18 protein-coding genes and 1 pseudogene are annotated in these 23,259 nt (G+C 66.4%); 6 read left to right on the forward strand and 13 right to left on the reverse strand.

The window, feature by feature from the left end; all coding sequences use genetic code 11:
* Positions 1–66 precede the first annotated feature (66 nt).
* On the reverse strand, positions 67–522 hold the full coding sequence (atpC, locus tag ABRP17_RS17560) for an ATP synthase F1 subunit epsilon (RefSeq protein ID WP_349984313.1): 456 nt from the start codon (positions 520–522) through the stop codon (positions 67–69).
* A 149-nt stretch (positions 523–671) separates the two neighbouring features.
* Between atpC and ABRP17_RS17565 the strand changes: the two genes are divergently transcribed.
* Together ABRP17_RS17565 and ABRP17_RS17570 are read left to right on the forward strand one after the other, a co-directional pair.
* Positions 672–1,127: a response regulator gene (locus ABRP17_RS17565; protein WP_349984312.1), complete on the forward strand. Its 456-nt coding sequence runs from the start codon at positions 672–674 to the stop codon at positions 1,125–1,127.
* Between the two features lie 7 nt (positions 1,128–1,134).
* Entirely contained in the window at positions 1,135–3,129 is a 1,995-nt protein-coding gene (locus ABRP17_RS17570; RefSeq protein ID WP_349984311.1) for an HWE histidine kinase domain-containing protein, read from the forward strand.
* 414 nt (positions 3,130–3,543) lie between these two features.
* Here the strand turns inward: ABRP17_RS17570 and proP are convergent, their stop codons facing one another.
* Positions 3,544–5,031: a glycine betaine/L-proline transporter ProP gene (proP, locus tag ABRP17_RS17575; protein ID WP_349984310.1), complete on the reverse strand. Its 1,488-nt coding sequence runs from the start codon at positions 5,029–5,031 to the stop codon at positions 3,544–3,546.
* 231 nt (positions 5,032–5,262) lie between these two features.
* Here proP and ABRP17_RS17580 point away from each other — a divergent pair, with 231 nt between their 5' ends.
* From ABRP17_RS17580 to ABRP17_RS17595, 4 genes are all read left to right on the forward strand, one after another.
* On the forward strand, positions 5,263–5,955 hold the full coding sequence (locus ABRP17_RS17580) for a YjjG family noncanonical pyrimidine nucleotidase (protein WP_349984309.1): 693 nt from the start codon (positions 5,263–5,265) through the stop codon (positions 5,953–5,955).
* A 105-nt stretch (positions 5,956–6,060) separates the two neighbouring features.
* Positions 6,061–6,480 (forward strand): host attachment family protein, encoded by a 420-nt coding sequence (locus ABRP17_RS17585; protein WP_192079614.1) that lies wholly within the window; start codon positions 6,061–6,063, stop codon positions 6,478–6,480.
* Between the two features lie 4 nt (positions 6,481–6,484).
* Positions 6,485–6,811, forward strand: a complete 327-nt coding sequence (locus tag ABRP17_RS17590) for a thioredoxin family protein (protein ID WP_349984308.1) — start codon at positions 6,485–6,487, stop codon at positions 6,809–6,811.
* 86 nt (positions 6,812–6,897) lie between these two features.
* Positions 6,898–9,255: a GH92 family glycosyl hydrolase gene (locus ABRP17_RS17595; RefSeq protein ID WP_349984307.1), complete on the forward strand. Its 2,358-nt coding sequence runs from the start codon at positions 6,898–6,900 to the stop codon at positions 9,253–9,255.
* 552 nt (positions 9,256–9,807) lie between these two features.
* On the opposite strand, the gene ABRP17_RS17600 is transcribed toward ABRP17_RS17595, so the two are convergent.
* The 11 genes and pseudogenes from ABRP17_RS17600 to ABRP17_RS17650 form a co-directional block, all read right to left on the reverse strand.
* Complete coding sequence (locus tag ABRP17_RS17600) at positions 9,808–10,422, reverse strand: nucleotidyltransferase family protein (RefSeq protein WP_349984306.1); 615 nt, start codon at positions 10,420–10,422, stop codon at positions 9,808–9,810.
* Positions 10,419–11,420: an XdhC family protein gene (locus tag ABRP17_RS17605; protein WP_349984305.1), complete on the reverse strand. Its 1,002-nt coding sequence runs from the start codon at positions 11,418–11,420 to the stop codon at positions 10,419–10,421. The genes ABRP17_RS17600 and ABRP17_RS17605 overlap by 4 nt, the downstream gene beginning before the upstream one ends.
* Positions 11,417–13,615 carry an aldehyde oxidoreductase molybdenum-binding subunit PaoC gene (paoC, locus tag ABRP17_RS17610; protein ID WP_349984304.1) on the reverse strand — a complete coding sequence of 733 codons (2,199 nt, stop codon included), beginning with the start codon at positions 13,613–13,615 and terminating at the stop codon, positions 11,417–11,419. The genes ABRP17_RS17605 and paoC overlap by 4 nt, the downstream gene beginning before the upstream one ends.
* A 3-nt stretch (positions 13,616–13,618) precedes the next feature.
* Complete coding sequence (locus ABRP17_RS17615) at positions 13,619–14,569, reverse strand: xanthine dehydrogenase family protein subunit M (RefSeq protein WP_192079606.1); 951 nt, start codon at positions 14,567–14,569, stop codon at positions 13,619–13,621.
* Positions 14,566–15,210, reverse strand: a complete 645-nt coding sequence (paoA, locus tag ABRP17_RS17620; protein WP_188323960.1) for an aldehyde dehydrogenase iron-sulfur subunit PaoA — start codon at positions 15,208–15,210, stop codon at positions 14,566–14,568. Before paoA ends, ABRP17_RS17615 begins: the two co-directional genes overlap by 4 nt.
* A 117-nt stretch (positions 15,211–15,327) precedes the next feature.
* The gene (locus ABRP17_RS17625; protein WP_349984302.1) at positions 15,328–16,467 is read right to left on the reverse strand and encodes a catalase family protein; all 1,140 of its coding nucleotides are present in this window, start codon (positions 16,465–16,467) and stop codon (positions 15,328–15,330) included.
* 142 nt (positions 16,468–16,609) lie between these two features.
* Positions 16,610–17,071, reverse strand: a pseudogene (locus ABRP17_RS17630) (M23 family metallopeptidase); the annotation flags it as partial.
* 351 nt (positions 17,072–17,422) lie between these two features.
* Positions 17,423–19,822: a PAS domain-containing protein gene (locus ABRP17_RS17635; RefSeq protein WP_349984301.1), complete on the reverse strand. Its 2,400-nt coding sequence runs from the start codon at positions 19,820–19,822 to the stop codon at positions 17,423–17,425.
* Positions 19,815–20,288 (reverse strand): response regulator, encoded by a 474-nt coding sequence (locus ABRP17_RS17640; protein WP_349984300.1) that lies wholly within the window; start codon positions 20,286–20,288, stop codon positions 19,815–19,817. The genes ABRP17_RS17635 and ABRP17_RS17640 overlap by 8 nt, the downstream gene beginning before the upstream one ends.
* A complete protein-coding gene (locus ABRP17_RS17645) occupies positions 20,285–22,516 on the reverse strand; it encodes an ATP-binding protein (RefSeq protein WP_349984299.1) in 2,232 nt (743 codons plus the stop codon). The genes ABRP17_RS17640 and ABRP17_RS17645 overlap by 4 nt, the downstream gene beginning before the upstream one ends.
* Positions 22,513–23,025, reverse strand: coding sequence for a biliverdin-producing heme oxygenase (locus tag ABRP17_RS17650; RefSeq protein WP_372486834.1), 513 nt, complete (start codon positions 23,023–23,025; stop codon positions 22,513–22,515). The genes ABRP17_RS17645 and ABRP17_RS17650 overlap by 4 nt, the downstream gene beginning before the upstream one ends.
* Positions 23,026–23,259: the final 234 nt, after the last annotated feature.

Here is a 23,259-nt window from a genome sequence, read left to right on the forward strand (position 1 = left end):
CACCGGCATCGGCACGCCAGCCGGTCACCGCCCTTGCCCGCGGGTCGTGATCGGCTTGGCGGCCGCTCAGCGATGGCGGAGCGGGCGGCGCAGGTGGGCGAGGTGGGCGACCAGTTCAGCGTGCACAGCACTGTAGCGGTCGTCGGTGAGGGCCGCCGCCAGGGGGGAGGTCGCCAGCTGGCGGGCTTCGTCGGCACGTGCTGCGTCCACTGCGCTGCTGCGTGAGGCGAGGTCGGCCAGCACGATGACCTGGTCAGGCTGGACCTCCAGGTAGCCGCCGGTCACATGGATGTCCACGGGCGTTTCGCCTTGCTCCGGAAACAGGCGGACCAGACCTTCGCGCAATGGCGCCAACAGGGGCAGGTGGCCTGCCATGATCCCCAACCGCCCCTCTGCACCGGGGACGCTGGCCTCGCGCACCCGCCCTTCCCAGCATGCGCCCGTCAGGCTGATGACCTGCAAGGGGAAGCTTGTCGTTGACTTCGCGACGGCGGCGGGCACGAGCGGAGCGGCGGCAGTCATGGATATCGCCTTTCGACAGAGGTGACGTACAGCGTCCTCGTTTCGAGCCCACGGCGCTGTGATCTGACGCAAATCGCGCAATCACCGCTGCCGAACCCATCCCTCACGTTGCGTTGCCCTGCATCTGCAGCATCATCCACCCCATACCCATGGCAGCACCGCGCAGCGCATTCAACGAGCGCGCGCACAAGCAGGAGGAACGCGTGACGGGAACGATGAAGGACACAGGCGGGCTGGACGGCAAGCGGGTGCTGGTTGCCGAGGACGAGTACAACATCGCCATGTTCCTCGTGGAATACCTGCAGATGCAGGGTGTGGATGTAGTAGGCCCGGCTGGAAACCTTAAAAAACTGGCCGAGCTGGTGGACGAGCAGGAGATCGACGGTGCCCTGCTGGACATCAACCTGGGCGGTGAGTTGGTGTACCCGCTCGCGGACCGGCTTGTTGAACGCAATATTCCTTTCGTGCTCACGTCCGGCTACGACGACAACGTGCCGGAGCGCTTCGCTGACACCCCGCGCTGCGGCAAGCCCTATCGGCTGGAAGCGTTGACGCGCATCCTGCAGACCGCGATGGGTCCGCCGACTGCGATCCGCGGTGGGTGACACCCCCATGGCGAGCCAGACGGACCCCTCCCTGTACCGCACCGACGGCCAGCGACGAGCGCCCGGCGCGCGGGTGAAGGACCTCAGCGGTATCGGCATGGCCGACCGCATCAGACAGCATGACTGGACCGCATGCCCATTGGGTCCGCAGGCCGTATGGCCACCCCACCTGCAGGCCACGGTGGATCTCATGGCGGCCCATGGCTTCCCGATGATCGTGCTGTGGGGCACTGATCTGCTGCAGATCTACAACGACGGGTACGCCGAGATCATGGCGGAAAAACACCCGGCCGGCCTGGGGCAGCCTACCGCCGAGTGCTGGCCCGAGGTGTGGCACATCAACGGCCCGATCTACGACCGGGTGTGGCAGGGCGAAACCCTCGTATTCTCCGACAAATGCTATCCGTTGCACCGGCGTGGCGCGCTGCAGGATGTCTGGTTCACCATCACCTACAGCCCGCTGCGCGACGGCCACGGTGACATCGAGGGCGTGCTGGTCACCATGTTCGACACCACCGCCGAGCATGTCGCACGCGTGGAGCGCGAACGGTCAGAGGCCGAGCTGCGTCTGAGCAACGAGCGCCTGCGCCTCAATGAAGAGCGCTTCCGGCAGTTTGCTGCGGCCTCGTCCGATGTGCTGTGGATACGCGACGCCGATACGCTGGCTGCCGAGCTGCAGAGCACCGCCTTCGATTCGGTGTACGGCATCGCCGCTGACGAAGCGGCCTGCGAACTGCGGGAGTGGGCGGCACGCGTGGTGCCCGACGACCGGGACGCCGCGATCGGCACGCTGCGTGACGTACGCGACGGTACCCGGCGCGTACATGAGTTCCGCGTGTTACGGCCGTCCGATGGCCAGTTCCGTTGGATCCGCGACACCGTTTTTCCACTCTTCGATGCGCAGGGGCGGGTGACCCGCATCGCGGGAATATCCAGTGATGTGACCGACGAACGCCGCTGGACGGAGCACCAGAGCGTGCTGGTGGCCGAACTGCAGCACCGCGTCCGCAACATCATGGCCACCATCGGATCGATCACGCTGCGGACGCGCGAGTCGGCGACCAGCGTGGAGGACTATGCACAGCGGTTGTCGGGCCGGGTGATGTCCCTTGCGCGCACGCAGGCGCTGCTGACGCGTGCAGCGAATGTGGGCATCGATCTGCGCACCTTGCTGACCGACGAACTGGGCTCGCACGCGGCGACCGAGTCGCGGGTGGTGCTGCGTGGGCCATCGACCGTGGTGCCACCGAAGGCCGCCGAAGTGCTGTCGCTGGCGATCCATGAGTTGGCCAGCAATGCGGTACGCCACGGTGCATTGCGCGAGCCGAGCGGGCGGGTCGACGTCACCTGGTCGCTGCGCGAAGGGGGGCCGGAACGCTGGCTGGACGTACGCTGGCGGGAGACCCATGCGCCGCGCGACGACTGGCAGCAGCCATGTCGCCGTGGTTTCGGGATGGCGTTGGTGGAAGAGCGCATTCCGTACGAGCTGGACGGAGAGGGCCACATGCGCATGAGTCCGGACGGCACCGAGGCGCAGATTTCGTTCCCCCTGCGCCAGCGTGACAGCATCCTGCAGACCGACGCGCCGAGCAGTGCCGGCGTGGGCGGTGGGTCGGTCGACCTGGGCGATGCAGCCCTGCTGGCCGGCTGCCGGGTGTTGGTGGTCGAGGACGATTTCTATCTGGCGCACGACACCGCAGCGGCCTTGCGCAGCGCCGGTGCCGAGGTCGATGGCCCCCATTCGGCGGCCGCCACCGCGCTGCATGCATTGTCCACGGGCCGCGTGGATGCTGCGGTGGTCGATCTCAACCTCGGACGGGGGGCAGAGGCGTCCCTGGTGAAGGCGCTGCAGGCGGCGGGCCTGCCTTATGTGGTGGTCACCGGCTATGACGACACCGTCGAAAGCGGGATGCAGGCCGCCTGCGTGCGCCTGCAGAAGCCGGCCGCTGCGGCGAGCACCGCCCGCGCCCTGGCCGGGCTGGTCCGGCAGCGGCGCCACTGAGCCGCATGCGCGATTCCTGAAAGCTGCGTGTGTCCGCGCCTGTTTCAATAGCCCTGCGTCGCCGGTATCGGGACGCACCCTCACGCAGTCGTTGGCAACGGGGTTATGGCTGTATGAAGCAAAGAGGAGGCGTTGCGGACGCGGGTTCGAGTCCCGCCAGCTCCACCACGTGAGTATTGGGGGGCCAATGCTCAGCTGAAGGGGCTGTATTGGTTTCGACGTGGCGAGGAATCAGCGTGGACGGCTCGGGAGGCGACCGACGTTACCGGCGCAAAAACCATAATCGCCAATCACGACGATTATCGTCAGGTCCTTAAAGCGGCCTGATCCACGCAAGCGCACGTGGTCATCGAACGCGCAGGCACCCCGTCGGCAACGACGGGGTGTTTTTTTGTCCAATCAGACGCAGCTGCGTCAGCCCCCGCGGAGCGGTGCAGCGGGAGCGTCCGGCTGCAAGGATGGCAACTGGTCATCCACGGTCACGTTGGCATCGCTGCGCAGCAGTGCACTGGCCTCCTGGCTGCTGGCCACGGCAGGCGGCGAGCCACGCAGGGGCAGGCCGGCGGTTTCGCGCACGAAGAGCATGGTGACCAGTCCAATCACGGCTGCCCCCATCAGGTAGTACGCGGGGATCATCGGATCACCGGTGTGGTGCACCAGCCAGGCGGTAACCAGCGGCGTGGTACCACCGAACAGCGACACCGACACATTGAACGCGATCGACAAGGCGCTGTAGCGCACGGGCGTATAGAACAAGGCGGGCAGGGTGGACGGCATCGAGCTGGTGAAGCACACCAATGCCACGCCGAGCAGCAGCAGACCGAGGAAGATCAGCCCATCGTGACCGCTGCGTACCAGCAGCAGGCAGGGGATGGCCAGCAGCAGCAACGCGATGCAGGCCCCGATGATCATGGGGCGCCGGCCGAGCCGGTCGCTGAAGATGCCGCCGACGATGTTCAACGGCATCATCACCAGCATCACGATGATGATCAGCAGCAGCCCCTTGCTCTCGGCGTACCCGAGGGTGACGCTGAGATAGCTGGGCATGTAGGTCAACAGCATGTAGTCGGTGACGTTGAACACCAGCACCAGCCCCATGCAGACCAGCAGTTGCCGACCGTGCACGCGCAGCAGCTCGCCCAGGCCTGGTCGCTCATGGTCACGTTTTTCGGCTTCTTCGGTATAGGCCTTGAACGCCGGCGTCTCTTCCAGCCGCATCCGCATGTAAAGTCCCAGCAGCCCCAGCGGGCCGGCGACGATGAACGGGATGCGCCACCCCCAGTCGAGCATCTGTGGCGTGCTCAGCAGCAGGTGCAGGGTGGTCACGGTCCCTGCACCGGCGATATAGCCTCCCAGCGTGCCGAACTCGAGCCAGCTTCCCATCAGTCCGCGGTTGCGGTCGGTGGAATACTCGGCGATGAAGGTGGCCGCACCACCGTATTCGCCACCGGTGGAGAACCCTTGCAGCAAGCGCGCCAGCAGCAGCAGCGCGGGCGCCCACAGACCGATTTTATCGTAGGTCGGGATCAGGCCGATGCTGAACGTACCAAGCGACATCAGCACCATCGTGCAAGCCAGCACTTTCTGTCGCCCATAGCGGTCCCCGAGGGGTCCGAACACCAACCCGCCGAGTGGCCGCACCAGGAAGGCGACCGTGAACGTGGCGAACGTCGCGATCAGCTGTGCCGCTGGATTACTGGCCGGGAAGAAAACCTGGCCCAGCGTGACGGCGAGATAGCCATATACGCCAAAATCGAACCATTCCATGGCGTTGCCCAGCGCCGCAGCACCCACCGCGCGGCGCAGCATCGGCGCGTCGACGACGGTGATTTCGCCAACGCGCATGTGGCGTCGCCGCTTGAACCAGCCGAAATGGGCATGAGCGTTAGCGTGCTCCTGCATGGAGGTCTCCTGGGAAAGGGGGGAGGGAGCAGCCCGCCGACCGGGTCACTGGACGGGAGCGACAGGACCGCAGCGTCGGCTGTGATCCAGCGCACAGCAGATACGAGCGCGTCCTCGTCCAGCAAGGGGCAAATCTGACAGCGTCGGCGGCATCCCGGTGGTAGGTGGTGCCCTGTGCACCCCGCGCACCGGGGTGCTAGCCTGCAGCTCCCACGAACCACGCTGCACCGCATGAGATACCACCTGTTCCTGCTCGATCTGGATGACACGCTGCTGGATTTCAGGGCCTCGGAGCGGCTTTCTTTCAAGCGCATGCTCGCCAGCCTGGGTGTGCCCGATACGGCAGAGGCGGTGTTCGCGGACTACCAGGGGATAAACCGGGGTCTGTGGACCGCGCTGGAAAAAGGTGAGATCAGCAAGGATGTGCTGAAGGTCGAGCGCTTCCGCCGGCTGTTCGCGCTGCATGGCATCGATGCCGATCCGCGCAGGGCAAGTGATTCCTATCTGGACTGGCTGCCGCAGACGGTGGTCCTGATCGACGGCGCACGTGCGCTGTGCGATGCCTTGGCCGCGCAGGGCGAGATCGGCATCATCACCAACGGCATCGAGCAGGTGCAGTCGCGGCGCATCGCCGTATCCGGCCTCGCAGATCGCATCAGTTTCGTTGCCACGTCCGAGGCCTGTGGACATGCCAAGCCGGATGAACGCTTCTTCGCCTTCAGCACCGCGATGGCACGCCGGTTCGTGAAGTCGCAGACGGTGATCATTGGTGACCGCCTGGAGGCGGATGTGCTGGGCGCGAACCGTTACGGCATCGACAGCTGCTGGTTCAATCCCGCACGGCTGCCGAACGACGGCAGTGCGACGCCTACGCTTGAAGTGCACGCGCTGCGCGACATCCCGTCACGTTTCGCTGCCTGCTGAGGGTGGGAAATGCACGGTACGCACACACCGGGCACGCAGGATGCTTACATCCGTGTCTCTACGGTGGTGACTACTTTCCTGATCACCTCAAGCGGAGCACACGCCATGACCGAGCACACCCCCATTCCCGAAGGTACCCTGATCGTCGTGGCCGACGGCGGTTCTGCACGCGTGTTCACCAACGTCGGCAGCAAGACGGAGTTGAAGCTCAAGCAGCAGGATGAGCTGGTGCTGCGTGATGTCAGTGATGCCGGCGTATCCGGGCAGGGCCCGTCGGGCGCGGTGCCGAAAGACATGACCATCTCGCAGCTCAACGAAGCAACCTTTGCCAAGCAGTTGGCCGAGCAGCTCAACGATGATGCGTTGAACAACCGCTATGCGCACCTGGTACTGATCGCCGACCCGCAGACGCTGGGACGTATCCGTCCGCAGCTGCACAAAGAAGTGCAGTCGCGACTCGTACGCGACCTGGCGAAGGACTTCACCAACGCACCGCTGGAAGACATCCAGCGCGCACTGAGCTGACAGCATGCAGACCGCGCCTGACCCCGCGATGGCCAGCGAACCGTCCCGCGCGCAGATCGATGCGGGCAGCGGCTGGCTGCTGCTGGAGTTCGGCGCGACCTGGTGCGGGCACTGCCAGCTGGCCAAGCCGCTGGTCGCAGCGTTTGTGCAGCAGCACGGCGTGCCGCACCAGTGGGTGGAAGATGGGAAGGGGCGGCCACTGGGTCGCTCCTTCAGCGTAAAGCTCTGGCCGACGTTGATTCTGCTGCGCGATGGGCAGGAAGTAGGCCGGGTAGTGCGTCCCGCTGTCGCGGATGATCTCGACGCCTTGGCGGCAACGCTGGCGCGTTGAGGTTGGCATGTCGCGCGCAGGCGCGGCACTGCAACATGCTGGCATGCTTTCGTGATGCTAGGATCGACTCTCCTGAATCGATCTAAATGCCGACCATGGGAATCAGCGTGACGCGTCACTGGGTGGCCTGGGCTGCGGGCATCTGCCTGGTCACCGGCTCAAGCCTCACCAGCGCAGCCACGATCGGGGAGCGCGCGTTCGCCGCGGTGGACCCGTTCATCGGCACGGCGGGTGAGGGTCACACCTACCCCGGCGCCACGGTGCCGTTCGGCATGGTGCAATTGAGTCCGGATACCCGCATCCAGCCCCGCGAGAAGGCCTATGACTGGGCTGCTGGCTACCGCCATGACGACACCAGCATCGTCGGCTTCTCGCACACGCATTTCTCGGGCTCCGGGCATTCCGATCTGGGCGACGTGCTGTTGATGCCGTACACCGGTGATCCGGGCCTGGAGCGGGGCGATCCGGAGAAACCGCGCAGTGGCTATGCCTCCCGCTTCACGCACGACGACGAAAAAGCCGAGCCCGGCTACTACGCCGTCACCTTGGACGACTATCGCGTACGCGCCGAACTGACCACCAGCGAGCGCGTCGGTGTGCACCGGTATGCGTTCGCCAAGGGCGATGAAGCGAAGGTGCTGTTGGACCTTCGCACCAGCCTGTACGACTACCCCGGCAAGATCCTGTGGTCGCGCCTGCGGGTGCGCGACGATGGCACCGTGACCGGCTTCCGCGAAACGCGGGGCTGGGCGCCGGGTCGGCAGCTGTACTTCGCCCTGCGTTTCTCGCGGCCCCTGCAGGCGCATGCGCTGCACAATACGGAAACGGACATCGCCTACAAGGGGTTTCCGCCGCCGGGCCACGGGTCGCCGTTGCAGCGGGCGCAGATCGAAGGACGGCAGCTGGTGGCCAGCTTCGACTTCGGCACGCTTCAGGGCCCGCTGGTGGTGAAGGTCGCGATTTCTTCGGTCAGTGAGGCCGGCGCGATCGCCAACCTGGATGCGGAGGTACCGGATTACGATTTCGACCGCGTGCGCGCCGAGGCCAAAAAGAAGTGGACCGACGCGCTGGGCGTCCTGGACATCGACGCACCGCGCGCCGACCAGCGCAGTGCCTACACGGCGCTGTACCACTCGCTGCTGGGCCCGACATTGTCGATGGATGTGGATGGGCAGTACCGCGGCCCCGACAATGCCGTGCATCGCGCTGAAGGCTTCCGCCACCATTCGACGTTCTCGTTGTGGGATACCTACCGCGCGCTGCATCCGCTGCTGACCCTGGTGCAGCCGGAGCAGCGCAACAGCGATTTCATCAATTCGCTGCTGGCCCACCAGCAGCACAGCCCCTACAGCATGCTGCCGGTGTGGTCGTTCCATGGCCAGGAAACGTGGTGCATGATCGGCTACCACGCGGTCCCGGTGATCGCCGACGCGTACCTGAAGGGCATCCGTGGCTTCGATGCGGACAAGGCGCTGGATGCGATGGTCGCGACCGCGAACCACGGCCCCTACGATGGCATCGCACAGTACCGTGAGCTGGGGTGGGTGCCGATCGACGAAGAAGGCGAGGCGGCCAGCAAGACGCTGGAATATGCCTACGACGACTGGACCATCGCCCGCATGGCGGAGGCGATGGGCCGCAGCGACGTGGCCGCGACCTTCAACAAGCGCGCCGGCAACTGGAAACATGCGTTCGATGCGGAGACGGGTTTCATGCGGGCGCGCAAGCGCGATGGCAGCTTCCGTACGCCGTTTGATCCATCGGCCAGCGGTTACGGCACCGACTACACCGAGGGCAATGCATGGCAGTACTCCTGGTATGTGCCACAGGACGTGCGGGGTCTGGCCGACGCACACGGCGGGGCCGACGCCCTGCTGGCCCGGCTGGACCAGGTGTTCGAGGCGAAGGTGGATCCGTCGGTGTTCGAGCACATGGAGGACATCACCGGTCTCATCGGCTGGTATGCACACGGCAACGAACCCAGCCATCACGTGGCTTACCTGTACGCCCACGCAGGGCAGCCCTGGCGCACGCAGGCACGCCTGAAGCAGATCATGGACACGCAGTACGCCGATCGTCCCGACGGGCTGGCCGGCAACGATGACCTGGGACAGATGTCGGCGTGGTACCTGTTCACGGCGTTGGGCTTCTATCCGGTGGCACCGGGCAGTGGCGAGTACATCATCGGCCGTCCGTTCCTGCCGAAGGCGGCGTTGCATCTGCCTAACGGCAAGACGTTCCGCATCGTCGCCGATGGGCTGAAGGCCGGACACGCCTACGTCGGTTCCGTCACGCTCAACGGCACGCCGCTGCAGCGAGCGTTCCTGCGTCACGATGAGATCCTGGCAGGCGGCGAGCTGCGTTTCGTGATGCAGGCCGAGCCGAACACCGCATGGCCAGGGCAGGGCGCCGACGCCCCGTATTCGATGACCCGGGCAGAGTAAGGTCCCGGACGAAGGCGCCGCTGCGCTCGCCGAGCGTGGCTCGGCGCTACCGTCCCATAACGCCCCGCGGCCCCGGCAACGCGGGCCATCGGCGGAATCCATCACCGTGCGACACCGGGTAGCGCCGAGCCGTGCTCGGCGGAATGCCGGCCACGTGCGGGGTGACGAAGGCGCCGCTGCGCTCGCCGAGCGTGGCTCGGCGCTACCGTTTCCACAACGCCCCGCGGCCCCGGCAACGCGGGCCATCGGCGGAATCCATCACCGTGCGACACCGGGTAGCGCCGAGCCGTGCTCGGCGGAATGCCGGCCATGTGCGGGGTGACGAAGGCGCCGCTGCGCTCGCCGAGCGTGGCTCGGCGCTACCGTCCCACAACGCCCCGCGGCCCCGGCTACGCCGGCCACCGGCGGAAGCCATCACCGTGCGACACCGGGTAGCGCCGAGCCGTGCTCGGCGGAATGCCGGCCACGTGCGGGGTGACGAAGGCGCCGCTGCGCTCGCCGAGCGTGGCTCGGCGCTACCGGATCGGTGTCGTGCGTGATGCCGGGTACGCCTCAACCCTTGGCGTCGATCAGCCCCTGCTGGCGCGCGGCGCGCAGGTCGTCCGGTGTGTCGATATCCAACTCCAGTTCCGTGCTGGGCAGCAGAAACACCGTCTCGCGCGGAAGCGCGCGCAGCCGCTGGCGGAATCCCCCGCGGCCCGTGCCCGAGGGCACCGCGTCGAACCAGTGTCCCGGCACCACGGCTGGGACGGCGGCCAGCCCGTGCAGCAACGTTGCAGCGCAGCCAGAGGCGGACCCGCGTCCACCGTCCAGCAATGCCCGCAGGTGCCCCCGCGTCAGCGCCGGCTGATCGCACAGCATCACCAGCACCTGCGGAACTGCCCGCACCGCATCGGCTGCCGTACGGAGGCTGTCAGCCATGTCCGCAGTGGGACTCGTGTTGACCAGCTGCGTGCAGCGGAGATCCGCCAGCGCCTGCGATGTGGCCTCGTTCGCCTCAGCGACCACGACCCACACCGCGTCCGGCGCCGTCTCAGTCGCCAGGCGCACAGCGCGGTGCAACAGGGTTTCTCCATCGCGGCACAGCCACTGCTTGGGCTGGCCGAGACGCGTGCTGCCGCCGGCGGCCAACACCACGACCGCGTGGGCAGGTGCACGCGTCGTCATGAAACGGGCAACGCGGACGCGTGGCGCCATGCTTGGAGTTGGGCGGCAATACTCAACGCGATCGCATGGGGTCCGCGACCGCCCAGATCCAGACCAATCGGCGAACGCAGGCGGTCCCCCAAGGCCTCGACGGCAGCTGGCGGAAGCAGCGTGAACAGGTCATCGCGACGCCGTGCAGGGCCCAACAGGCCCACGAAGGGTACCTGCGTTGCAGCAAGGGCGTGCAAGGCCTGCAGGTCCAGTTCGAAGTTGTGGTGCATGACCAGCACCGCATCGAACGGACCGCCTTCGGCCAGCGCCGCCTCGACTCCGTCCGAGGCCACCGCCAGCGCGCAGCGCTCACGCCATGCGACACGCGGGTCGTTGACGGTTACCCGCCATCCGAGACCGCGCAGCGCAGGAACCAAAGGCGTTGCCTCGGGCCCTGCACCCAGCAGCAGAACCCGTGGCGGGGGCGCCCACTGCAGATTCCAACGGGTCTGCTCGGCAGACCACGGCACCGCCTGCACTGGCAGACGTGCCTCGCTGCACTGCGTGTCGCAGGCCAGTCTGACACCCCCAGACGCATCGAGTGCCAGCCGCAGCGCGCCGGCCCCATCCAACCAGGCCTGGAGCACGGGCGTGCACCCCGGCAACGCACCCAGCGGAATCAGCGCGATGCGCTGGCAGCCCCGGCAACCGACGGCGTTGCCGCTGAACAGCGCGGCGTCATCGCGGGTGTCGATCTCCATCCAGTCGATGCGCCCCTCGGACGCGGCCTGCAGCGCGCAGCGTTCAATCTCCGGCTCCAGGCAGCCACCGCTCAACCAACCCACGTGCTGATCCTGGGCGAACAACACGACCGTGCCGGCACGCGCGTAGGTCGAGCCCAGCGTTTCCAGCACCACCGCGATGGCCGCCGGTTCGCCGGTGCCGAGCGCGCCGATGCACGCCTCCAGCACCTGCGGCAGCCCGGCGTCGTGCACCTCCATCACCGTTTCATTGAAGGGCAGGGTCACGCGATATCCGGCAGGCCCGGCAGCAGCTTGTCCAAGGTGACCGGGTAGTCGCGGACGCGCACCCCTGTCGCGTTGTAGATCGCATTGGCGACCGCCGCGCTCACCCCGCACAGGCCCAGCTCGCCCACGCCCTTTGCCTTCATCGGCGACGACACGGCGTCTGCCTCGTCCAGGAATACGACCTCCTGGTGTGGCACGTCGGCGTGCACCGGCACTTCGTAACCGGCCAGGTCGTGGTTGACGAAGAAGCCCAGGCGCGTATCCACGGCAAGCTCCTCTGAAAGCGCCGCGCCGATGCCCATCGTCATCGCACCGATGACCTGGCTGCGCGCCGTTTTCGGGTTGAGGATGCGGCCGGCCGCGCACACGGCCAGCATGCGACGGATGCGACTTTCACCGGTGGCCATGTCAACGCCCACCTCGACGAAGTGCGCGGCGAACGTCGACTGCTGGTATTGCTCCTGCAGCTTGTCGAACTCGATGAAGTCCTCCACCACCAGTTCACCGTCGGCTGCGGCCTTGCCCAGCGGTGCCGAACGCGTGCCATCGCGTACCGTGCCATCGGCGAAGGTGGCGGTATCGGCGGAGAAGCCCAATCGCGCCGCCACGGTTTCGCGCAGCTTGGTGCACGCCGCGAATACACCTGCCGTCGCACTGTTCGCGCCCCACTGGCCACCCGACCCGGCCGATGCAGGGAAGCTCGAGTCGCCGAGTTTCACCGTCACCTGATCGAGCGACACGCCGAGCATTTCAGCGGCCGTCTGGCCCAGGATCGTATAGCTGCCGGTACCTATATCCGTCATGTCCGTTTCGACGGTGACGTGGCCTTTGCCATCCAGGCGGATGCGGGCACCGGATTTCATCACCAGATTGTTGCGGAAGCCTGCAGCGACCCCCATGCCGACCAGCCAGCGCCCATCGCGCTGCTGCGCGGGAACGGCGGACCGCTTGTCCCAGCCGAAGCGCTGAGCACCATCACGCAGGCACTGCACCAGTTGGCGCTGGGAGAACGGACGCTTCGGATCGGAGGGATCCACCTGCGTGTCGTTGCGGATGCGGAACTCCACCGGGTCCAGCTTGAGCTTCTCCGCCATCTCATCCATGGCGATTTCCAGCGCCATCAGTCCGGGCGTTTCGCCGGGCGCGCGCATCGCGTTGCCTTCCGGCAAGTCCATCGTATGCAATCGCAGGCCGGCCAAGCGGTTCGCACCGGCGTACAGGAACTTGGTCTGCTGGATCGCCTCTTCCGGCGAGCCGCCCGGCAGGTTGCCCGACCAGGACTCATGCCCGATCGCGGTGAGCGTGCCCTCTGCGGTGGCCCCCAGGCGGATGCGCTGGATGGTGGCGGGGCGATGGGTCGTGTTGTTGGCGATCAACGGCCGCGACAGCGCCAGTTTCACCGGGCGCTTGGCCGCCCGTGCCCCCAGTGCGGCGAGCACCACGTCGGAGCGGATGAACAGCTTGCCGCCGAAGCCGCCGCCGATGTACGGCGAGATCAACCGGACCTTGTCCTCGGGCACGCCGAGCGTCTTGGCCAGGTCCTTCTTGCCCCACTCGATCATCTGGTTGGACGTCCACACCGTCAGCTGGTCACCCTCCCACGCGGCCAGCGATGCATGCGGCTCCATCATGGCGTGGGACTGATCCGGCGTGTGGTACGTGGCATCCAGCGTCACCGGCGCTTCGCCGAACGCTTTTTCGAAACTGCCCACGCGCGCGTCTGGATCGGTGTCCTGCAGTGGCCCACCGGCCGCCTTCGCGGCATCGAGGTCGAACACGCCCTTCGCGGGTGCGTAGCGGATACGCACCAGGTCAGCGGCCGCGCGTGCCTGCTCGAAGGTTTCCGCGACGACCAGCGCCAGCGCCTGATGGTAGTGCGCCACCTCAGGGCCGCCGAGCAGCGCAGCCGCATTGCGTCCCGCCTTGTGCAGGGTGCCCGCATTGTCGGCGGTGACGATGGCCAGCACGCCCGGTGAGCGACGCGCCGCGTCAAGCTCCATCGAGGTCACGCGGCCCTTGGCGATGCCAGCACCGACCACGTAGCCATAAGCAGGCGAGGGCACGGCCTCATGCCACTCGTAGGCATATTTCGCGTGACCGGTGGTCTTCAGCGGACCGTCGATACGGTCCAGCGGCTTGCCGACCACCTTCATCTGGTCGATGGGATTGCGTCCCGCAGGGGTGTCGAATTTCATGGATCAGCTCCTCGCCTGCATCAATACCGACGCCAGCGTGCGCTGCGCCAACTGGACCTTGAACTGGTTCTCCGGTGTAGGCGCCGCACCTTGGAGCAGCGCACCGATCACGGCCTGCGCGCCCTGCGGCAGCAGGGCGTCGGCTGCGTCACTGCGCCACGGCTTGTAGGCGACACCGCCCAGCGCAACACGGCCACTGCCGTCGGCCTGGATCACCGCCGCGACAGACACCAATGCGAAGGCATACGACGCGCGGTCGCGCACCTTGCGATACAGATGCGTGCCACCCAGCGGCGCAGGCAACCTGACGGCGGCAATCAGTTCGCCCTTCTCGAGCAGGGTTTCGATATGCGGGGTACTGCCCGGTGCGCGATAGAACGTGTCCAGCGCAATCTGCCGCGTGCTGCCGTCGGGCCGCACGGTCTCCACCACGGCCGCCAGCAGCATCATCGCCACCGCCATGTCACTGGGATGGGTCGCGATGCAGGCCGTGCTGGTGCCGATGACCGCCAACTGCCGACTGACACCGCCGATAGCCGCACAGCCGCTGCCGGGAAGGCGCTTGTTGCAGGGCTGGGCGGTGTCATAGAAATATGGGCAGCGGGTCCGTTGCAGCAGGTTGCCTGCGGTCGTTGCCTTGTTGCGCAGCTGGCCGGAGGCACCGGCAACGAGTGCGCGTGTCAACAGCGCATAGTCACGACGGATGCGCGCATCGGCCGCCAGGTCGGTATTGCGGACAAGGGCGCCGATGCGTACGCCGCCGTCGTCGGTTGCCTCGATGGTGTCCAGCTTCAGGCCATTCACATCGATCAGATGGGTCGGGATCTCGATTTCGAGCTTCATGAGATCCAGCAGGTTGGTGCCACCAGCGATGAAGCGCGCGCCGTGGGTACGTGCAGCAGCAGCCGCCGCTTCGGCCGGCGTGCGGGCGCGTTCGTAGGTAAAGGCTCTCATGCGCGCTTGCCTCCCACGTCTTCGATCGCGTCCACGATGTTGGAATAGGCGCCACAGCGGCAGATGTTGCCGCTCATGCGTTCGCGGATTTCTTCGGCACTGAGCGTTGCGCCTGCCTGCAGGTCGCCCGTCACATGGCTGGGAATGCCGTCCTTGATTTCCTGCAGCACCGACACGGCCGAACAGATCTGGCCGGGGGTGCAATAACCACACTGGTAGCCGTCATGCTTGACGAAGGCCGCCTGCATGGGGTGCAGGTCATCCGGTGATCCCAGCCCTTCGATGGTGGTGATCTCGGCCCCTTCGTGCATCACAGCCAGCGTCAGGCAGGCGTTGATCCGCCGCCCATCCACGATGACGGTGCAGGCACCGCATTGTCCGTGGTCGCAGCCCTTCTTGGTGCCCGTCAGCTGAAGGTGCTCGCGTAGCGCATCAAGCAGGGTCACGCGCGTGTCCAGCTGCAGCGACTGCTTCTTGCCATTGACGCGGAAGTTCACTTTTTCGACGACCGGTGCGCGGGCCGGCTCACGTGCGCCGGGGACGTCAGCCATGGCCGTGGGTATCGCGATCACGGACGCCGAGCCCGCGCCCAGTTTCAGCAGGTCGCGCCGGCTGAGCGCGAATTCGGAAGGGGTATTCATGCAGGACAGTTCCTCTTTGGCTGATGCAGACATGGCTCAGGGGAGCAGGGTCGGACACCGCCGACGCCCCCAGCATGGCGCGCACGGGGTGGTCATCGGGTGAACCGGCGGCGCGATTCACGAGCGCGGCTCGTGAATGGGGCAGCGGTTGAAGTCACTGCGGAAGCGCCGTGAGCCGGCCATCACCACGCGCCGGGCACGGTTGATGCTGCCCAGTGGCTGGTGCGCGGCGAGGGCATGCCACGGCGCGAAGGCGAGCGCATCCTCTGCGGCCTGTGATTCGCCCTCCTGCCAGGCGGCCTGGCGCGGCATGATGAGATGCGCGACCTCCTGCCAGGGACTTTCTTCTTCCGGCCACGCCACTGACGCGTCCTCTACCGGCATGCGTTCCAGATCGCGGCACAGCTGGACCCGTAGTGCCCACACCGCGGGCTCCTCCAGGGTGGCGAAGAACGCCACGACGGCGTCGCGCTGAGCATCTTCATTGCCCGTGAGCGACTGATCCTTCAGCGCAAGCAGCGAGTCCGACAGCGGCGCCAAGGAAAACTTGGCGATGCAGGCGCCGTAGCGATATGGCACCTGACTGAAGAAGGTTTCGCCCAACGGATGATGCTGGGGTTCGCCGCCCATCGACTTGAGGGTGGCACTCTCCGTGCCGACGGCTTCCAACGCCGCCTCCGCCGCGCGCAGCGTCGCCGAGATCACCCGTTTGGTGCGCGGCATGCGCTCCGTGGTCGACGCCAGCAGACGCGCCGCACGCAGGAAACCAGCTACGCCCGGCGTGCTGAATGCAGGCCCGTTGACCATCAGGAAATCCTGGGTGTGCTGTTCTTCGTCGCCCGGTAGACGCTCGCCTGCGACCTCCAGCACCTTCACCGCGACGGCACGCGGGGTGGAGACGGTGTCCGGAAGCTGTTCGGCGGGAGGGGACGAGAGGCGCATCAGCGCGGGATGCCGCGCAGGGATGGCAAACAGGCCCTGCGCGAGCTCGGGAGGCAAGCCCTCGAAGACCTGAAATTCACCTTTCAACAAGCCCTGACCCTTGGCATGCACGGCGCGATGGGCGTGGCCCTCTTCATCGGCGACGGTGCGCGCCATGCCGGTGAACACCTCGGACAGCGCGGCGATATGCTCGGCTTCGTCCTTCTCAGGCTGTTCAACGGACGGATCGAAGGCAACAGGGGGCGCAAAGGGGTTCATGGGGTGTCCTGCATCAGCATGGAAGGAGCTGTCGGTGGATGGCGTTCCAGCCGACACCTTCCCGCACCGCCGGTGGAGGCCGCGTGCCCGGACCCCGACCTCCGCTTCACATCACCCTGTCGGTCGCATCGTAAACCCGCCTGGTAGAGCCGACTTCAGTCGGCTGCCGCTGAACCCGCCGCGGTCCCTCCGCACCGGCGCGCAGCAACGGCAACGGATCGTAAGCGCCGTCGGCACCGTAGATACCCCAGTGCAGATGAGGGGGCGTCCCCTTGGCGTTGCCGGTATCGCCCACGTAGCCCAGGACCGTACCCGGCTCGACCACCTCACCCCGCGCCAGCCCGTCGCGCCAGCCCTCCAGATGGGCGTAGTAATAACGTTCGCGCGCCGGCCCCTGCACCCAGACCTGGCGTCCGCCCAAGCCGCTTTCGCGCACATCGGTAACGATACCGCGCGTGGCACTGCGCACGGCCGTGCCGCGCGACGCAAAAATATCGATGCCTGCATGGGTGCGGTCCGCGCCGCGCGGCGCACCGAACGTGTCGGCTATGCGCCGCGCGGCGACACCTTCCACGGGTACCGGAAGTGCCGTGGGTGGCGGCATCCGTGATATCTCCCACATCGCACGCGGCACCTCGGCCCAGCGGCTGTTCCAGAACATCCCACCCAGCACGACCAGCGCGATGAGCCAGAACAGGCGCAGCAGCCAGCGGCGGACTGTGCGGGCAGCCGTGCGCTGCACGGGAGGAGCGGTGTCGGGAGCCAAGCGGTGTGCCTGTCAGGAGGAAAGGGAGGTCAGCATGGCAGGCGTTGCATCAACGGCACGTTGTCGTTGTGCCCCGTGCAGGGGGCGAAGAGGGTGGCAACGGTTGGGTAAACGCGGAGTGTCGGCAGGTTCGATCGTTGACGCGTCTGCAGCCGACTGAAGTCGGCTCTACCGGGGGCAGGTACCATCCGAGGGGCAGGTACCGTCGAGGTCAGGTGCCGTCCGCCCGGCAGCGGCACGGACCCGTCAGCGGGGCGCGTGCTCGTCCAGGTTGCCGCGGACCGCGCGGGCCAGATCGATGCGGGTGAACGGCTTGGGCAGGATGGCGATGGGCCGCCCGAGCTGGTTGTTGGCTTGATGGTCGCGCGGGTAGCCCGAGGTGAACAGGATGCGCAGCTCCGGCTTTCGCTCGCGCGACTGCCTGGCCAGCTCCCAACCGGTCATGCCGGGCATCACGATGTCTGAAAACAGCAGGTCGATTTCCACGTCCGGCCGCTCCAACAGTCGAAGCGCGGACGGCCCATCGTGTGCTTCCAGCACACGGTAGCCAAGTTGGCGCAGTGCATCCACGGTATAGGCACGCACATCATCGTTGTCTTCGGCGACCAGGATCGTCTCATCCTGCGATTCGTATTCCGCGTAGCCACTGTCTTCCGCTGGACGCGGGCCCGGGAGCGGCAGGCTGGAACGCGGGAACAGCAGGGTGATCACCGTCCCCTCGCCAGGCACCGACTCCAACTGCACATGACCGCCGGACTGCTTGACGAAGCCGTACACCATCGACAGCCCCAAGCCCGTGCCGCGACCGACCTCCTTGGTGGTGAAGAACGGCTCGAAAACGCGCGCCATGGTGTCCGGCCCCATGCCGTGTCCACTGTCACGCACCCGCAGCACCGCATATTGCCCGGGCGGCACGTCCGGATTCTGTTCGACGAAATCGTCGTCCAGCACGCCGGTACCGGTCTCCAGCACCAGCGTTCCCCCGTCGGGCATCGCATCGCGCGCATTGACCGCCAGATTGAGGATCGATGCTTCCAACTGGCTCGGATCCACTTCGACGCACCACATGTCCGGGGCGACATCGATCTGCAGGCGGACCAGTTCCCCCAGGGCGCGCTGCAGCATGTCCTGCATGCCGAGCACCTGCTCGTTGAGGTTGACTGCCTGGTTCATCAGCGGCTGCCGACGTGCAAACGCGAGCAGGCGCTGGGTCAGGCTGGCCGCACGCATCACGCCCTTCAGCGCATTGTCGAGTGGACGCGCTACCGGGTTGCTGGCCTCGGACTGACGATCCACCAGCAGCTTGGCGTGTTCCACGTTGCCGGCGATCACCGTCAGGATGTTGTTGAAGTCGTGCGCGATGCCACCGGTCAGCTGGCCTACCGCTTCGATCTTCTGGCTCTGGCGCAGGGCTTCTTCGGCCTGGCGGCGTGCCGTGGTTTCCACCGCTTCGGACACCACGGCGGTGATCCGCCCGTGATGGTCCAGCAGCGGCCGGAACGAAAAATCAAACGACCGCTTGCCGGTCGGCAACTGCAGCTCAAGCTCATGCCGCGATTCATTGCCGCTCGCCGCTGCAACCACCGCAGCGCAGACCACGTCGCCGGCTCCCGGGGATGCCGCGAACCACGCCGAATCGCAGAACAGCTCACCGCTCACCGCGTCCTTGCTGGACAGGATGGCGGCCAGCGAGGCGCGGTTCGCGTCCACCACACGTCCGTCGGTGTCGAGCAGGTTCTGCAGCTGGAAACTTGATTCGAACAAGGCCTGCAGCCTGCTTTCGCTCTGCTGCAGGTCGGCGGTACGCTGCTGCACCTGCTGCTCCAGCGATTCGTTCGCGTCGCGCAGCAGCAGCTCGGCCTGCTTCAGGTCGCTGATGTCGCGACCCAGCGTGTAGTACCCCGCAACGTGGCCATCCGCGCTGATCTCCGGCACGCCGTCCAGCAACACGTGCCGTGGTGTCCCGTCGGCGCGCGGCACTTCCAGTTCAAACCGGACCCGCTGGCCTTCCAGCACCTGTTGCAGGTGGGGCAGGGCGGCATCGAACAGCGCCGAGCCGACGACTTCCTTCACTTGCAGGCCAATCAATTCGGCTGGCGGACGTCCGTGCCAGGCTTCGTACGCGGTATTGGCGAACTGGTAGCGATGGTCCGGATCCAGGTGCGCGATCAGCGCCGGCATCGAGTCCGTGATCAGCTGCAGCCGGTCGCGGCTCTGCTTGAGCTCATGCTCTGCGCTGAGCAGCTTGAAGCGCGCATGGCCCTCTTCGATGGCGCGGATGATGGCGTCGGGCAGCCGCTGCAGGCGCTGCTTGACCACGTAGTCGCGCGCACCGCGGGTCAATGCCTGCACCGCCAGCTCTTCGGTCAACGTACCCGAGACGAAGATGAAGGGAATGCGCGGCATCAGCTCCTGGGTAAGCTGCAGTGCGCTGTCCCCGTCGAAGCCGGGCAGCACATGATCGGCAAGGATGATGTCGTAGCGCTGGTCATCCAGCTCCGCCAGGAACGCGGCGCGGGTCCAGACACGCTGCACCGTAAAGTTCAGGCGCGCGCGCGAAAGCTGCGCCGTGATCAGTTCGGCATCGAGCGCGCTGTCTTCCAGCATGAGGATGCGGGTCGGCGCATCCCGGCGGGGTTCAGTCATTCGTTCGGCCTTGCCCGGATGCGGTCAGCGGATGCGGCGGGGGATTGTTGGTGATGCCCCAGAACATGCCCAGTCCCTGGATGGCATCGAAGAACTCCTTGAAGTCGACCGGCTTGACCACGAAGGCATTGACGCCCAACTCGTAGCTCCGCACCAGGTCCTGCTCCTCGCGTGACGAGGTCAGCATGACGATCGGCGTGCGGCTCAGGTGCGGGTCACCGCGGACGGCGGCCAGTACTTCCAGTCCGTCCACCTTCGGCAGCTTCAGGTCCAGCAGTACCACCACCGGGCCGCCATGGTTGGCATCCTGGTAACTCCCTTCGCGGCGCAGGTAATCCAGCGCCTCCGCCCCGTCACGCACATGCGTGACCTGGTTCAGCAGCTGGCAGCGCTCCAGCGCGTTCAACGTCAGCTCGGCGTCCTTCGCGTTGTCTTCCACGAGCAGGATCGGTCGCAGGTCCCTCATGCTTGGCCTCTTTGGGAATGGGGAATGGAGAAATAGAACGTTGCGCCTTTGTCGAGCTCACCTTCGGCCCAGACACGCCCGCCATGGCGAGTGATGATGCGGTTCACGTTGGCCAGCCCGATGCCCGTGCCTTCGTATTCATCGGCGTGGTGCAGGCGCTGGAACACACCGAACAGTTTGTCCACGTAGCGCATGTCGAAACCGCAGCCATTGTCACGCACGAAGAAGACATCTTCCCCACTACCGCGCTTACTGCCGACCTGGATGACGGCGGTCTCGCGGTCGCGGGTGAATTTGATCGCATTGCCCAGCAGGTTCTGCCACACCAGGCGCAGCATGCTTGAATCGGCCTTGACTCGCGGCAGCGTGCCGATCTCCCAGTCCAGGCTGCGGCCGTCGTGTTCCATGGCCAGGCTGCGGCGCACGTCGTTCACCAGCGAGGCCACGTCCACGTCGATCAGGCCCATGCTGGAGCGGCCCATCTGCGAGAAGCTGAGCAGGTCATCCACCAGGGTGCCGGCGGATTTGGCCGACTCGATGATGGTGTCCAGATAGCGCCGTTCGGTGTCGTCCAGCTTGTCCGCCGCCGAACTGCCGAGCAGCTCGGAATACCCCACGATATGCCGGAACGGCGCGCGCAGGTCGTGGCTGACCGAATAGGAAAAGGCTTCGAGTTCCTTGTTGCTGCGTACCAGCTGCTCGTTGAGCTCGGCCATTTCTTCCGCTTTGCGGAGCACGATGTCGACGATGGCGGTGCGCAGCTCCAGCGCCGCATCGCGATCGACATCCTGCCAAGGCAACGACTGCTCGCGCACGGTTTCCTTCCACGCCTCGAAGGACAGGCGGGGCGTCAACGAGTCACCGACCTGCTGCTTCTTCGGCTCACCGCCCCAGCGCACGGTGCGCATGACTTCCGGGCGGAACCACAGCACGAAGCTGTCATGCAACTGCGAGATGGAGATGGCCATGACCCCGCTGGCGACGGCAGCGAACCCGCGCGCCGGCTCCCACAGGGCCGGCAGCATATCCGTCTGGAAGACATCGTCGCCCGCGTGTTCGGCGGTGAGCCACGCCACCAGTGCGGTGACCTGCTCCTCTGCCGGGCAGTCGCCCAGCCGCACGCACTGCCCCCGGTGGATGATGGCCGCACCCTGGGCGTTGGTCAGGGCCAGCAGGCTGTGTTCGTCGCGGCCAAGCGCCGCCATGAAGTCTTCATCGCCGGCCATGCGGCCCAGCAGACGCATCTGGATCGCCCGACGCGCGATGCGCGCTTCCACCACCGCACCGCGGTCCTTCAGCGCGATCTGCATCGACAGGATCTGACCAATGAACTCGCACGCCGTACGCACGTGGTACGGCACGCGCTTGGCGACGTGGTTGTGGCACGACACCAGGCCCCACAGGGTGCCCTCGGTCAACAGCGACACCGACATCGACGCGCCCGTGCCCATGTTGCGCATGTACTGCAGGTGCACCGGTGACACACTGCGCAGCATCGCCAGGCTGAGGTCGGTCGGTGCCGCATCGGCATGCGCGGGGCTGCGCAGCAGCGGCACCGGCTGATAGTCACTGTCGGCGATCAGTCGCACGCGGTTGCGACGGTACAGCTCTCGGGCCTGCGCGGGGATATCCGATTCGGGGAAGCGCAGGTCCAGGTAGGACGGCAGCTGTTCGTTGCGGTCCTCGGCCACCACCGCACCGTTCCAGTCCGTGTCGAACTGGTAGATCAAGGTGCGATCGAAGCGGGTGAGTTCCCGCACGTGTCGCGCGCCGATCCCGCACAACTCGACGATACTGGCCGCAGTCTCGATCTCGCTCATGAAGCGGCTGATCTGCGGGTAGAGGTCTTCCAGCGACCCCGGCTCGCCGGCCACCGGCTCTTCAAGTTCGATGATGAAATGCGTATCACTGCGGTGCGCCAGTGCATGGTGGCGACCAAAGCGGCCCAGCTGGATGGAGCCCAGGAACACCGACCCACCCGGCGCCATATGTTCAAGATGGCGTCGATACGGCGCCAGCGCGCCGCCCAGCACGGCATCGACCGGCTGGTCCAGGGGATCGCCAAAAAATTCCAGCACCGCCGGCTGGGTCATCGCGCGCTCGACCACGTGCATCGACACCGGGTCAACGATCAGCAGCAGACCGTATGGCTGGATGGCACCGGGGGTATGGATCGGCTCGCGGGCGCAGCTCGACAGGTCCAGTGCAGCAGGGGGTACGTCGTTCATGCAAATTCCTCAGCAGCGGCGAACTCGTGGAGGACAAATCCCGTGACCGCGGCGAACGCGGCAATGGCACCGTCTTCCACGCACTGCTCTTCTTCGGCGGTGAGGCGGATGGCGTTCAAGGCCAGCGTGAAGTGACGCCAATGCGCGGCGACGCCCTCTGCGGCAGGTGCCAGATGGCGGGCGCCGAAGCCGGAATCCAGGCCCAGGCGTGCGGCCATCTTGTACAGCACCGCGCCGCCCAGGGCAGAGCCCTCCACCACGTACAGCCAACCCAGTGCTACAGCGAACGGCACATCGCGCAACGGCGGATGCAGCGGGGCGGGGGCGGGCACGCCAAGATCGGCCAGATCCTGCTCGATGGCAGCCAGGCGTTGGCGCGCAGGCAGGTCAGGCAGCACCGCGTGCAGGGACGCGTGCGCATAGACCCCGGCGACGTGCCGGTGCAGGCGATGCTGGACCCGCAGGAACGCAGCAAACCGCTCGCGGCTGTCGAAGATCCGTTCCGCCATGATGCGCTGGTCCAGCCGCTCGTGCGTTTGATGAGTAGCGCATTTGAGGCGCTCGGCACGGGAGGGCGGCAGGGCCGGGTCAGGTACTGGCATCGACGACGACGGGCAGGGGCGTTTGGGCGGGACGGAGCAGAATACCAGAGAGGTTGAACGCGTCATGTCAACGGAATTTCATGCAGAAACAGCCCAGTGGATCGGCTGGATCTGCTTGGTAGAGCCGGCTTCAGCCGGCTG

Origin of the sequence: Stenotrophomonas sp. WHRI 8082, assembly GCF_040223995.2 — a bacterium.
Lineage (GTDB): Bacteria > Pseudomonadota > Gammaproteobacteria > Xanthomonadales > Xanthomonadaceae > Stenotrophomonas.

Coding starts and splice junctions, on each gene's coding strand:
- paoC (WP_349984304.1), bottom strand. CDS start 13,615: ATGAAATTCGACACCCCTGCGGGACGCAATCCCATCGACCAGATGAAG.
- atpC (WP_349984313.1), bottom strand. CDS start 522: ATGACTGCCGCCGCTCCGCTCGTGCCCGCCGCCGTCGCGAAGTCAACG.
- ABRP17_RS17615 (WP_192079606.1), bottom strand. CDS start 14,569: ATGAGAGCCTTTACCTACGAACGCGCCCGCACGCCGGCCGAAGCGGCG.
- ABRP17_RS17650 (WP_372486834.1), bottom strand. CDS start 23,025: ATGGCGGAACGGATCTTCGACAGCCGCGAGCGGTTTGCTGCGTTCCTG.
- ABRP17_RS17635 (WP_349984301.1), bottom strand. CDS start 19,822: ATGACTGAACCCCGCCGGGATGCGCCGACCCGCATCCTCATGCTGGAA.
- ABRP17_RS17645 (WP_349984299.1), bottom strand. CDS start 22,516: ATGAACGACGTACCCCCTGCTGCACTGGACCTGTCGAGCTGCGCCCGC.
- ABRP17_RS17590 (WP_349984308.1), top strand. CDS start 6,485: ATGCAGACCGCGCCTGACCCCGCGATGGCCAGCGAACCGTCCCGCGCG.
- proP (WP_349984310.1), bottom strand. CDS start 5,031: ATGCAGGAGCACGCTAACGCTCATGCCCATTTCGGCTGGTTCAAGCGG.
- ABRP17_RS17585 (WP_192079614.1), top strand. CDS start 6,061: ATGACCGAGCACACCCCCATTCCCGAAGGTACCCTGATCGTCGTGGCC.
- ABRP17_RS17595 (WP_349984307.1), top strand. CDS start 6,898: ATGCCGACCATGGGAATCAGCGTGACGCGTCACTGGGTGGCCTGGGCT.
- ABRP17_RS17565 (WP_349984312.1), top strand. CDS start 672: ATGGCAGCACCGCGCAGCGCATTCAACGAGCGCGCGCACAAGCAGGAG.
- ABRP17_RS17570 (WP_349984311.1), top strand. CDS start 1,135: ATGGCGAGCCAGACGGACCCCTCCCTGTACCGCACCGACGGCCAGCGA.
- ABRP17_RS17640 (WP_349984300.1), bottom strand. CDS start 20,288: ATGAGGGACCTGCGACCGATCCTGCTCGTGGAAGACAACGCGAAGGAC.
- ABRP17_RS17600 (WP_349984306.1), bottom strand. CDS start 10,422: ATGACGACGCGTGCACCTGCCCACGCGGTCGTGGTGTTGGCCGCCGGC.
- paoA (WP_188323960.1), bottom strand. CDS start 15,210: ATGAATACCCCTTCCGAATTCGCGCTCAGCCGGCGCGACCTGCTGAAA.
- ABRP17_RS17580 (WP_349984309.1), top strand. CDS start 5,263: ATGAGATACCACCTGTTCCTGCTCGATCTGGATGACACGCTGCTGGAT.